A 12,324-nucleotide genomic window follows, 5' to 3' on the forward strand; every position below is an offset into this window, starting at 1 on the left:
AAATTCTATTATTTAATTTATTTACTACTGAAATAACTTCCAGCCCCCATTCTTCCAGCTTCCAACCTTTGATATAATATTTTTAAATAGTCCGCAAATCTATAAAACTCATAATATCCTTTGGAACTTATATCAAAAAGTTTGTAGTTTTGCTAACGCTGTTAGTAAATAAATATCATGGGTCTACATGAACGCCGTCAACGAGAAAAAGAATCCATCCGTGCAAATATATTGCAGGCTGCTTTTACGTTGGCTAAAACTGAAGGCTGGGGTTCGCTTTCTATGCGTAAGATAGCTGATGCTATTGAGTATAGTGCACCTGTTGTATATGATTATTTTGAAAATAAAGAAGCTATCCTATTTGAAATTTCTTTAGATGGCTTCCACAAGTTACATATAGAATTATTAAAAGCTCAGCAGAAACACGATACTCCGGAAGAGCAGCTTGTTGCCATTGTGGATGCATACTGGAACTTTGCTTTTAAAAACAAGGAATATTACCAGCTTATGTTTGGTCTTGGAATGCAGTGTTGCGGAAAAGGTCAGATGAAAAAGGAATTCTCATCATTTCAGGAGCTTATCTATGAATGTACTTATGAGATTATCAAGAAAAACGGATCTAATCCGGACAATGCCTGCCATATGTCTCATGCTCTGTTTTCTGCCGTACACGGTATGATCTCTATTATGATGATGCGAACAGCTGATATCCCTTCAACAATGAATAAGACTACATTGGACGAAACTGTTTCGGCTTTTATTAAGTCTTTGTAATTTTTTTTTGAATTAAAAATTAACACCGTTAGGAAACTTAACACTGAATTAATATAAATGATTCTGTTATTCCTGATTAAAAACTCAAACATTTTATGAAACCATTCATAGTTTTCAGTTGTTAAAATTAGTCATTTTTTGCTTATAAATTAACACTGTTAGTAAAATTAACACACCTTACACCAACATTATACACTTAAATACATTAAAAAAAATTTTCAATTATGGAAACAATCGACTTTATCGGACATTAAAAATTCTGTAATTTTTTTTGAACTAATTATTAACACTGTTAGGAAAAAATACAGCATTTATAAAAACACTTTACTTATCTCTAACACTTCATTAAAAAAATTAAACCAACAATGAAATTACCTGGAAAAACAAGGTTTATTGTACTTATTGCAAGTATAATTCTTTTACAGAGCTGCACAAAAGCCGCAGAAGGAACCAATGCCGCACCTCCAGCTCCAGAACTTCCGGTTTATACCGTTATCACCTCACCCGCTACTACATATCAGGAATTCCCAACTGCTTTGGAAGGGAAAAACAACGTAGAAATCAGATCTCAGGTAGATGGTTACCTGGATAGAATCTATGTGGAAGAAGGCGCTTATGTAAGAGCAGGACAACCATTATTTAAAATAGATTCAAGAAGTTACGGCGAACAAATGAATATGGCTCAGGCTAATCTTCAGGCTGCCAATGCCAATATCCAAAAAGCAAGAGTGGAAGTAGACAGACTTCAGCCACTGGTTGCTGCCAAAGTAGTTTCTGATGTACAGCTTAAAACTGCAAAAGCCAATTATGAAGCGGCTGTAGCAGCTGCTGCACAAGCGAGAGCCTCTGTAGGAAGCGCCAGAATCAACGTAGGATTTACAACCATTACTGCTCCTGTAAGCGGTTATATCGGAAGAATTCCTTATAAAAAAGGAAGTCTGATTTCAAGAACAGATGTAAATCCATTGACTTTATTATCTGATATCAGCGAAATCTACGCCTATTTCTCTTTAAGTGAACTTGACTTCATTGCTTTCCAGAATAAGTATCCTGGAGCAAGTCTTGAAGAAAAACTGAAAAATATGCCGATGGTAGATCTTGTGATTGCCGACAACAGTACTTACCCTGAAAAAGGAAGATTAAGTATTGTAGACGGACAGTTTGATAAAACTACCGGAGCGATCAGTGTACGTGCCGTTTTCCCTAATGCCAACGGAACTTTAAGAACAGGAAATACAGGAAGAGTACGTATGCCTCAGCTGATTTCTAATGCGGTGGTTATTCCACAGGAATCAACCTTCGAAATTCAGGATAAAACCTATGTTTATGTAATGGGTAAAGACCAGAAGGTAACCGGAAGACCGATCAAAATATCAGGAAAAACGGATAGCTATTATTTTATTTCTGAAGGGCTTTCGCCTGGAGAAAAAATTGTATTCACAGGAATTGGAAACCTGAAAGACGGCGCTTCTGTTAAGCCGAAAAACATTTCTTCGGACAGCTTATTAAAAGCAAAACCATTATAGTCCTTTCCGAATACAGAAGACTTAAAAAAATAAACTTCTTATGTTAAAACAATTTATAGAAAGACCGGTCCTTTCAACGGTCATCTCCATAATACTCTTATTATTGGGAGCTTTGTCTCTCTTTAATTTACCGATTGCCCTCTTCCCGGATATCGCTCCACCAAGCGTTCAGGTAACGGCCTTCTATCCTGGAGCTAATGCTGAGGTGGTAGCACGTTCAGTGGCTACTCCTATTGAGGAAGCAGTGAACGGGGTTGAGAATATGACCTATATGACTTCCAACTCCAGTAACGACGGTACTATGACCCTGAGTGTTTTCTTCAAACAGGGTGCTGATGCTGATAATGCAGCAGTAAACGTACAGAACCGTGTATCGAAAGCGATGAGCCAGCTGCCTCAGGAAGTAGTACAGGCCGGGATTTCAACCCAGAAGGTTCAGAATAGTATGATCATGTTCATGGGATTAACCAGTGAAGATGAAAAACAATATGATGAATTATTCCTTCAGAATTACCTGAAAATTAATGTTATTCCACAGATACAGCGTATTCCGGGTGTAGCACAGGCTCAGGTATTCGGTACAAGGGATTATTCCATGAGAATCTGGCTAAAACCGGATCGTCTGGCAGCTAATAATCTTTCTCCGCAGGAAGTGTTAGGAGCCATTAAAGATCACAACCTTGAAGCGGCTCCAGGTCGTTTGGGACAGGGAAGTAAGGAAACTTACGAATATATCCTTAAATATAAAGGAAAGCTGAACAAAGATGAAGATTATGAAAATATCGCCATCAAAGCAAATAGTGATGGATCTTTCCTAAGATTGAAAGATGTTGCACGAGTAGAGTTTGGTTCTTATACATATACTGCGACCAACAGAGTAGACGGAAAACCGGTTGCCGGATTTGCCATCTTACAAACCGCAGGTTCCAATGCCAATGAGATCCTAACCGAAATTGAACAGCAGGTGAAAGTAATGGAAACTACCCTTCCAAAAGGAGTGAAACCCATTATCATGTATAATTCCAAAGACTTTTTGGATGCTTCGATTCATCAGGTTGTAGAAACGCTTGTTATTGCTTTCGTCTTGGTATTTATTGTAGTATTTATCTTCCTTCAGGATTTCAGATCTACATTAATTCCGGCTATTGCCGTACCGGTAGCGATTATCGGAACCTTCTTCTTTCTGCAGTTATTTGGTTTCAGTATCAACATGCTTACCTTATTTGCATTGGTACTCGCCATTGGTATTGTAGTAGATGACGCCATTGTAGTGGTAGAAGCCGTCCATTCCAAAATGGAACAAACCGGAATGCCTGTAGAGCATGCTACGATGCATTCGATGAGTGAAATTTCAGGTGCCATTATTTCCATTACATTGGTAATGTGTGCCGTGTTTATTCCGGTTGGTTTCATGCAGGGACCTGCAGGAGTTTTCTACAGACAGTTTGCTTTCACATTAGCGATTGCCATCTTAATCTCAGCAGTGAATGCATTAACATTGAGTCCTGCATTATGTGCGATGTTCTTAAATGATCCTCAGGGAGAACACGGTGAACATGGTCATAAAAAAGGTTTTGGAGCAAGATTCTTCAATGCTTTTAATGCCAGCTTCAACAGCATGACCAGAAAATATATCTACAGCCTTAAATTTTTAATTAAAAATAAATGGGTTGCGATAGGAGGTCTTGTTGTCATTACAGCAGCAAGTGTATTTTTGATCAAAAAAGCACCATCAGGATTTATTCCTACTGAAGACCAGGGATTCGTATTGTATGCCGTGAATACTCCTCCAGGAAGTTCATTAGAAAGAACACACAGAGCGACAGCACAAATTGATAAAATCATCAACGGGGAAAAAGCAACCAACCACCTTTGGGTAGCAGATGGGATGAACTTCATCAGTAACGCCAACGCTTCTCCATATTCTGCAGGTTTCATTAAACTTAAAGATTATGACAAGCGTGGTGAAATGAAAGATCCTGATCAGATTGCAGCAACATTGACAGGTAAGGTAAGCCAGGTAAAAGATGCCAATGCATTTTTCTTCAACTTCCCTACTGTACAAGGTTTCGGTAACGTTTCCGGATTTGAATTCATGCTTCAGGATAAAACGAACGGTTCTTTCGAACAATTGGGAACAACTACTCAACAGTTCATTGGTGAATTGATGAAAAGACCTGAAATTGCTTTTGCCTTTACAACCTATGCGGCAGGAAACCCTCAGTATACTATTGATGTGGATACGGATAAAGCCAACCAGCTGGGTGTTTCTGTAACAGAACTGATGCAGACCATGCAGATTTATTTCGGAAGTAGCTTTGTATCGGATTTCAACAGATTTGGAAAATATTACAGAGTAATGGCTCAGGCCGATATTCCTTACCGTACAGATGTTAATTCATTAGAAGGAATTTATGTAAAAAATAAATCCGGAGAAATGGTGCCGGCAAAAACACTGGTTACGTTAAAAAGATCTTTCGGTCCTGAAACGGTAACAAGAAATAACCTTTTCAATGCCGTAACAATCAACGGAACTCCAAAACCTGGTTACAGTACCGGAGATGCCATTAAAGCGGTAGAAGAAGTGGCTCAGCAATCACTTCCAAGAGGATATGGATATGAATGGACAGGAATTACCCGTGAGGAAATTAAAACAAGCGGACAGACTGCCTTTATTTTCTTCTTAAGTATTCTGTTTGTTTACTTCTTACTGGCAGCACAATATGAAAGTTATATTCTTCCGTTTGCTATTATTCTTACGATTCCTACAGGGATTTTCGGAGTATTTGCTTTCACAGGATTAGCTGGAATTGATAACAATATTTACGTTCAGGTAGGATTGATCATGCTGGTAGGACTATTGGCAAAAAATGCCATCCTGATTGTGGAATTTGCTGTACAGAGAAGAAAAGCAGGGAAAACATTAATTGAATCTGCACTTCAGGCATCAAGATTACGTCTAAGACCGATCTTAATGACCTCTTTCGCCTTCATCGTGGGAATGCTTCCGCTGGTATGGACGCAAGGTGCTTCTTCAAAAGGAAATCACTCTATCGGTTATAGTACTGTAGGAGGAATGCTTACAGGAGTAATTTTCGGGATCTTTATCATTCCGGTAATGTATGTAGTGTTCCAGTACCTTCATGAAAAAATGCCAAGCAGAAAAAAGAAAAGACTTCTGAAAAAACAAATGGAAGAAGAACTTTTAGCTGCTACACACTAATAAAAAATGAATTACAAAAACTTAGAGAAAATTTTAAGATCATAGGTTTACCTATTTACCTGCCTGATCTTAATGGTTTAAAAAAGCTAATTATTTTCTCCTACTAAAGACAATTTTTGCCTCAACAGAAACCTCTCTAAGTTTTGTATTCAATTAAAAGTTTAAAAACTATGAAACGAGTAAAAAATATTATTCTAACATTTGTGCTGGCCATCGGCTCTGTTTCGTGTGTGTCTAAACTGGCATACACGGAGCCTGAGCTTCCTCTTCCGGAAAAATTTCAGTACACCGCCACTGCAGACACTGCCAGTATAGCCAACCTGGAGTGGAAACAGTTTTTCAGCGATCCTATTTTACAGGAACTGATTGAAAAAGGAATTAAAAATAATTATGACCTTCAGATTGCCCTGAAACAGGTAGCTGCTTCACAGGAAAAACTGAAACAGGCAAAATATATGCAATATCCGGATGTTGGTTTCGGAGTAAGCGGGCAGATTTCAAGACCTTCTAAAAACAGCATGAACGGACAAAGCTTAAATTTATTTTTAGGTTCAAGCCATGTTGAAGATTATAATGCAGCCTTCAACCTTTCATGGGAAGCAGATATCTGGGGAAAAATCAAAAACCAGCAGGAAGTTTCAAGAATGCAATATCTTCAGACCTATGAAGGTTCAAAAGCAGTTCAGACTCAGGTAGTGGCAGCTATTGCACAGGGATATTATAACCTGTTAATGCTTGACAGACAATTGGCTATTGCAAAATCCAATCTGGAACTGAGCAGCAATACCCTAATGATTACACAAAAAATGTGGGAAAGTGGTGATAATACTTCTTTAGGAGTACAGCAGGCTGCAGCACAGAAACAGGCAACAGAACTTCTGATTGCTCAGCTGGAACAGAATATCGCTATTCAGGAAAATGCACTGAGTATTCTGACAGGTGAACTGCCTAATAAAGTAAACAGAACCATTGAAATGTCTGATACTTCTTTACCTCAGAATATTTCCGCGGGACTTCCGGCAGCTATGGTGAGCCGCAGACCGGATGTACGTCAGCAGGAATTGGTTTTACTAGAATCCAATGCGATGGTAGGAATTGCTCAGGCCAATATGTATCCGGCATTGAAAATTACAGCCAACGGAGGAGTAAATTCATTCAAATTTGATAACTGGTTCCAGATTCCGGCATCGTTATTCGGATCAGTTTTAGGAGGAATTACCCAGCCTATTTTCCAGAAAAGACAATTGAAAACAGATCTGGAAGTAGCAAAAATTCAAAGGGAGAAAAATGTTCTGGCATTCCGCCAATCGGTACTGAATGCAGTAGGTGAAATTTCAGATGCTTTGGTTTCCAATGAAAACTTAAAAGTTCAGGAACAGAAAGCTACCGAGCAGTCTACCACATTGAAAGACGGAATTAAAAGTGCACAACTTCTTTACAAAGGAGGTTCAGCCAATTACCTGGAAGTGATTACAGCACAGGGAAATTCCCTACAGGCAGAGTTGAATCTGGCTTCCATTAAAAGACAGAGATTAAGCAGCATTGTAGATCTATACAGAGCGCTAGGCGGCGGTTGGAAGTAGTAAATTAAATTATATTTGTTAAGGTGCGGTTCTTTTTGGACCGCATTTTTTATTTACATATTAAAAGACAATTATTAATTTTTATCTGCACTGTCATTCTGAAAGGAACGCAGTGGAGTGAAGAATCTATTAGTCGTAATGAGATTCTTCCTTCGTCAGAAATCCAAGATTCGACGCAGTCAATGACAAACTGTATTAGCTTATTCATACGCCATGTCATTCCGTAGGAATCTCTATTTTTAAAACTTTTAAAGCTTCTTAATGGTGTAAACGTATTATTTCTGAAACTGCTCAGCAATCCATTTTAGCAGCTCTTTATAATCATTTTGAGAATACCCGAGCGGTAAATAATGAATATCATCCGCCTTTCTGTACCACGTCAGCTGACGTTTTGCATATCTGCGGCTGTTCTTTTTAATTTCTGAAACCGCAAAATCAAGATCCCACTCTCCATCAAAATATTTGAAAAGTTCAGCATATCCTACCGTATTTAAAGCCGTCAGTTCTTTGAATTTTTCAAGACCTTTTACCTCATCCAGTAAACCTTTTTCCATCATAATATCCACCCTACGGTTGATTCTGTCATACAGTTCTTCCCTTGGAGCTTCTATTCCGATTCTGATTACATTAAAATCCCTTCCATTTTGGGAAACCGAAATATGGTCAGAATATTTTTTATCCGTTTGCCAGATAATATCGATTGCTCTCAACAGCCTGCGGTGATTGTGAATATCTACCACATTGAAATATTCCGGATCCAGTTCTTTTAAAATATCCTGAAGCTTTTCTATCCCCTCCTGCTCCATAATAGTCTGAAGTTTCTCCTGGTTTTCAGCGTTCGCTTCCGGAAGATCATGTAAGCCTTCTATTACTGCTTTTTCATACATCATACTTCCACCGACAAGGATAACGGTGTCATGAGTGGTAAAAAGTTCATTAAGTTTTTGAAGCGCATCTTCTTCGTACTGCCCGATAGAATAATATTCTTCCACCGAAAGATTTCCGATAAAATGATGAGGTGCACCCGCCAGTTCTTCTTCAGAAGGTGCCGCTGTTCCTATTTTCATTTCTTTAAAAAACTGGCGGGAATCACATGAAATAATCTCCGTATTGAAATACTGAGCCAAATCAATTGCCAATCTCGTTTTCCCAATTCCGGTGGGTCCTACAACAGAAATTAAATTTTTCTTTTTCACAGCGCTAATTTACGAAAATGAGCTCATTTAATTTGCTGGAAGATGGAAGCCTGAGACTGGAAGTTAAAATTAGATCTCATTTATATTTGCAACAACCTTCCCGCTTCCTACCTCCATCTTCCAGCCATTCAACATTAGCCCAACTATAGACTTAAATGTTTATCTTTGTAGAACAATAAAAAACTATGATTTTATCAATGACCGGATTCGGTAGAGCCGAAGATGTTTTTGAAGGAAAAAAGATTACAATAGATATTAAATCTCTGAACAGCAAGAGCTTTGATTTGAATATCAAAATTCCTTTACGTTATAAAGAAAAAGAATTTGAGATCAGAAAAATTCTTAATGATAGAATTATCCGTGGAAAAGTAGACTGCTACGTTAATATTGAGAATCTTGAAGAGTCCAATGATGTAAAAATTAATAAAAACTTAATTGACTCTTATATCAATGAACTTAAAAACATAGCTTCTGACGGTCCCAATTTCGAATACCTTAAAATGGCGGTAAGACTTCCTGATGCCATCACATCCAGACCTGACGAATTGACGGAAGGTGAATGGGAAGCTTTGGCTAAGATTGTCAATAATGCTGTAGACAGATTCGAAGAATTCAGAAGAACTGAAGGTAGTATTTTACACGAAGAATTAAACAGAAATATTCAGAATATTGACAAATATCTTGGTGAAGTAATTCCTTTTGAAGAAGAAAGAATTGTCAGCGTGAAAGAGCGTTATCAGAAATCTTTGAAAGAATTTGAAAACGTTGATGAAACACGTTTCTATCAGGAAATGGCTTATTTTACTGAAAAACTTGATATTTCTGAAGAAAAAGTAAGACTTGGCCAGCACTTGAAATACTATAAAGAAGTAATGGACAATGAATCTTTTAATGGAAAAAAACTGGGCTTCATTTCTCAGGAAATCGGAAGAGAAATCAATACATTAGGGTCTAAAGCCAATCACGCAGATATCCAGAAACTAGTTGTGATGATGAAAGATGACCTTGAAAAAATAAAAGAGCAAACGTTAAACGTATTGTAATGGCAGGTACGAGATGCGTGGTTATAATTTTTAAGAAAGAAATCCGTAGCTCGAAACCCATAGTCCGAAATTAAAAAAAATGGATAAAGTAATTATATTTTCAGCACCATCAGGGAGCGGAAAAACTACATTGGTAAAGCATTCACTGGAAACATTTCCTGAGCTGGAATTTTCAATCTCATGTACAACGAGACAACCGAGAGGAAGTGAAATTCATGCGGTAGATTATCATTTTCTGACACCGGATGAGTTCAGACAGAAAATTTCTGAAGATGCTTTTGTAGAGTATGAAGAAGTATATACTGACAAATATTACGGTACTTTAAAATCTGAAGTAGAAAAAATCTGGAATCAGGGAAAAGTAGTTATTTTTGATGTAGATGTAAAAGGAGGAATTTCGTTAAAAAAATATTTTGGTGAAAAGGCACTGTCTATTTTTATAGAACCGCCTTCCATTGAAGAATTGGAACGAAGATTGATCTCCAGAAATACAGATGATGCAGAAACCATAAAAACCCGTGTAGCAAAGGCAGAAGAAGAAATGACCTACGCTAGCGAGTTTGACAAGATCGTAATTAATGAAGATCTTGATGCAGCTAAAAAAGAAATAGAAAGTTTAATAAAAAGTTTTATAGAAAGAAACTAGAAGTTAGAAATTAGAAGTTAGTTTTTTAATCCAGGAAAATCATCCTCATTGTATACTGACTTCTAATGTCTAATCTCTAACTTCTATAAAGAAAAAAATTGAGGTTGATATGAGTACCGAAACATTAGAAAAAGCTAAATCTGCAATTCCTGTCAGAGGATTTCTGGATATAAAAGATATTGCTATTCCTCAGGGAGAAGAACTGGTGAAAGCCATTCTTAAGCTTAAAGAGGAAAAAAACGCTGTTATTCTTGCCCATTATTACCAGCCTGGAGAAATTCAGGATATTGCTGATTTCCTGGGGGATTCTTTACAGCTTGCAAGACAAGCAAAAGATACGAATGCTGATATGATCGTATTCTGCGGAGTACATTTCATGGCAGAAGCCGCTAAAATCCTGAACCCAACTAAAAAAGTAGTTCTTCCTGATACCATGGCCGGATGCTCTCTGGCAGACGGTTGTTCCGGAGAGGGATTAAGAAAAATGCGTGAACAGTACCCTAATGCTTTAATTGCCACTTACATCAACTGTAACGCAGAAACGAAAGCAGAAAGTGATATCATCGTTACAAGCTCCAATGCTGAAACAGTAATTGAAGCACTTCCGAAAGACAGACCAATTATTTTTGCACCGGATAAAAACCTTGGAAGATATTTATCAAAAAAAACAGGTCGTGATATGATCCTTTGGGATGGAAGCTGTGTAGTACACGAAGCATTTTCAATGGAAAGAATTGCCCAGCAATTGGCAGATAATCCGGATGCAAAACTGATTGCACACCCTGAAAGTGAAGAAGCAGTATTAAAACTGGCTCATTTCATCGGTTCCACTTCTGCCCTGTTGAACTATGTAGAAAAAGATGACTGTCAAAAATTCATCATCGCTACAGAAGAAGGAATTCTTCACGAAATGAGAAAACGTGCTCCTCATAAGGAACTGATTCCGGCATTGGTTTTTGATGAAAGCTGTAACTGTTCAGAATGTTTCTATATGAAACGTAATACAATGGAAAAGCTGTATTTATGTATGAAATATGAGCTTCCTGAAATTCTTATCGACGAAGAATTAAGATTAAAAGCATTGAAACCTATTGAAGCCATGCTTGATCTTTCTAAAAGTATAAAATAAATAAAAGCACTGTTTTCACAGTGCTTTTTTATTTTTATTTTTAGTCAGCAGTGATTGCAACAAAACAATCTGCGCTCACAACAACGCACATTCTGCAATTCTCGGACAATGTCCAATATACCTCGCACGAAGGATCACTGGAAGAGCCTGGTCCAAAAACCAGATGGGTAGGACAACCGTCGCATCTGGAAATAGCTGATCCATTCACCTGCTCCAAATCTCTTCTGCTCAATCTTTTAATTGTTTTCATACTTTTAAAATTTTAAGACACTCCTCCATCTACACATGACATATCAACAATCACGCACATTTTACAACGATCGGGAAGCATATGAAAAGCCTCACAAGGAGCATCACCAGGATTATTTCCATAAGTAGTATTTTTAGGACATCCTGTACATGTGGCTGGACCTGCTCCCTGTACTGTCTGAAGTTCTTTTCTATTTAATTTCTTTAAATTTTTCATAGTTATTTTAATTAATTTTTGATTTTTTACTAAGCTTCTAGAATTGGGCAGCTTCCCGGAACTGATGGATCATAAGGGAAAAAGTAAAGACAAACTTTACGTCCTTTGAGATCTGTACATATCGCACAACCTTTCGGTCCACAGTCAAGATCTACGGCACAGCTGTCTCCTGTTCCACCAATGATAGCCCTTAAGCTTTCTCTGTTTAGTTTTTTTGAATTTCTCATGGTCATTGAGTTTGATTAAGGTTTATTGAAATAATTACATCTTATCTTATTATAACATAGGCGCATAACAAGTACCACCCGGTTTTAGCCAGCAGCCCCATTTTCCACCTCCGCGGAAACAGACAAATTGCTCACCTCCACATGCTTCAATCTGAATATCAGTGAAACCACCCTTGATATTTTTCTGATCTTCTCTTGATAATTTCTTGATTGTTTTCATATTGTAATAATTTTAGTATTCTGTAATAACAATAAATTGATCATGTAAATCAGTAAGGGCCGAAGCATTCAAAGCTTACTAATACTCTTCCTTTACAGCACTCTGGTAATGCATAATAATCAGCACATGATCTTGGTTCACCAGGTCCGTAGGGTCCGGCAGGACAATTTTCAAAACAGTTATTCACATCTCCTCCATTCATTGATTTCAGATGTTGGCGGTTTAATTTCTTTAAATTTTTCATAATTCTTTCGTTATTAGTTAATATTATAAATGTAACATTTTTAATCA

At 37.5% G+C, this 12,324-nt stretch carries 13 protein-coding genes; 7 read left to right on the forward strand and 6 right to left on the reverse strand.

Annotated elements, in window-relative coordinates; genetic code table 11:
- Nucleotides 1-177: 177 nt before the first annotated feature.
- The 4 genes from BUE84_RS19290 to BUE84_RS19305 all read left to right on the forward strand — a co-directional run bounded on the left by BUE84_RS19290 (nt 178) and on the right by BUE84_RS19305 (nt 7,106).
- Nucleotides 178-774, forward strand: a complete 597-nt coding sequence (locus BUE84_RS19290; RefSeq protein WP_034694942.1) for a TetR/AcrR family transcriptional regulator — start codon at nt 178-180, stop codon at nt 772-774.
- Nucleotides 775-1,139: 365 nt separating this feature from the next.
- Entirely contained in the window at nt 1,140-2,300 is a 1,161-nt protein-coding gene (locus BUE84_RS19295) for an efflux RND transporter periplasmic adaptor subunit (RefSeq protein WP_079243098.1), read from the forward strand.
- Between the two features lie 40 nt (nt 2,301-2,340).
- Complete coding sequence (locus BUE84_RS19300) at nt 2,341-5,523, forward strand: efflux RND transporter permease subunit (RefSeq protein ID WP_079243099.1); 3,183 nt, start codon at nt 2,341-2,343, stop codon at nt 5,521-5,523.
- Between the two features lie 170 nt (nt 5,524-5,693).
- Nucleotides 5,694-7,106, forward strand: coding sequence for an efflux transporter outer membrane subunit (locus BUE84_RS19305; RefSeq protein WP_079243100.1), 1,413 nt, complete (start codon nt 5,694-5,696; stop codon nt 7,104-7,106).
- A 275-nt stretch (nt 7,107-7,381) separates the two neighbouring features.
- On the opposite strand, the gene miaA is transcribed toward BUE84_RS19305, so the two are convergent.
- Nucleotides 7,382-8,302 carry a tRNA (adenosine(37)-N6)-dimethylallyltransferase MiaA gene (gene miaA / locus BUE84_RS19310; RefSeq protein ID WP_079243101.1) on the reverse strand — a complete coding sequence of 307 codons (921 nt, stop codon included), beginning with the start codon at nt 8,300-8,302 and terminating at the stop codon, nt 7,382-7,384.
- A 185-nt stretch (nt 8,303-8,487) separates the two neighbouring features.
- Between miaA and BUE84_RS19315 the strand changes: the two genes are divergently transcribed.
- The 3 genes from BUE84_RS19315 (at nt 8,488) to nadA (ending at nt 11,120) form a co-directional block, all read left to right on the forward strand.
- A complete protein-coding gene (locus tag BUE84_RS19315) occupies nt 8,488-9,345 on the forward strand; it encodes a YicC family protein (protein WP_079243102.1) in 858 nt (285 codons plus the stop codon).
- A 79-nt stretch (nt 9,346-9,424) separates the two neighbouring features.
- Nucleotides 9,425-9,991 (forward strand): guanylate kinase, encoded by a 567-nt coding sequence (gmk, locus tag BUE84_RS19320; RefSeq protein ID WP_079243103.1) that lies wholly within the window; start codon nt 9,425-9,427, stop codon nt 9,989-9,991.
- Between the two features lie 109 nt (nt 9,992-10,100).
- The gene (gene nadA, locus BUE84_RS19325; RefSeq protein WP_079243104.1) at nt 10,101-11,120 is read left to right on the forward strand and encodes a quinolinate synthase NadA; all 1,020 of its coding nucleotides are present in this window, start codon (nt 10,101-10,103) and stop codon (nt 11,118-11,120) included.
- A 40-nt stretch (nt 11,121-11,160) separates the two neighbouring features.
- On the opposite strand, the gene BUE84_RS24245 is transcribed toward nadA, so the two are convergent.
- From BUE84_RS24245 to BUE84_RS19340, 5 genes are read right to left on the reverse strand one after another with little or no spacing between them, the layout of a single operon-like run.
- The gene (locus tag BUE84_RS24245; RefSeq protein ID WP_145953301.1) at nt 11,161-11,370 is read right to left on the reverse strand and encodes a hypothetical protein; all 210 of its coding nucleotides are present in this window, start codon (nt 11,368-11,370) and stop codon (nt 11,161-11,163) included.
- Nucleotides 11,371-11,382: 12 nt separating this feature from the next.
- Nucleotides 11,383-11,586: a bacteriocin-like protein gene (locus BUE84_RS19330; RefSeq protein WP_079243105.1), complete on the reverse strand. Its 204-nt coding sequence runs from the start codon at nt 11,584-11,586 to the stop codon at nt 11,383-11,385.
- Between the two features lie 29 nt (nt 11,587-11,615).
- Nucleotides 11,616-11,813 carry a hypothetical protein gene (locus BUE84_RS19335; RefSeq protein ID WP_145953302.1) on the reverse strand — a complete coding sequence of 66 codons (198 nt, stop codon included), beginning with the start codon at nt 11,811-11,813 and terminating at the stop codon, nt 11,616-11,618.
- A 49-nt stretch (nt 11,814-11,862) separates the two neighbouring features.
- Nucleotides 11,863-12,033, reverse strand: a complete 171-nt coding sequence (locus tag BUE84_RS24490) for a bacteriocin-like protein (protein ID WP_156106417.1) — start codon at nt 12,031-12,033, stop codon at nt 11,863-11,865.
- Nucleotides 12,034-12,082: 49 nt separating this feature from the next.
- Nucleotides 12,083-12,277 carry a bacteriocin-like protein gene (locus BUE84_RS19340; RefSeq protein ID WP_079243107.1) on the reverse strand — a complete coding sequence of 65 codons (195 nt, stop codon included), beginning with the start codon at nt 12,275-12,277 and terminating at the stop codon, nt 12,083-12,085.
- Nucleotides 12,278-12,324: the final 47 nt, after the last annotated feature.

The organism is Chryseobacterium indologenes (assembly GCF_002025665.1).
Classification (GTDB): Bacteria; Bacteroidota; Bacteroidia; order Flavobacteriales; family Weeksellaceae; genus Chryseobacterium; species Chryseobacterium metallicongregator.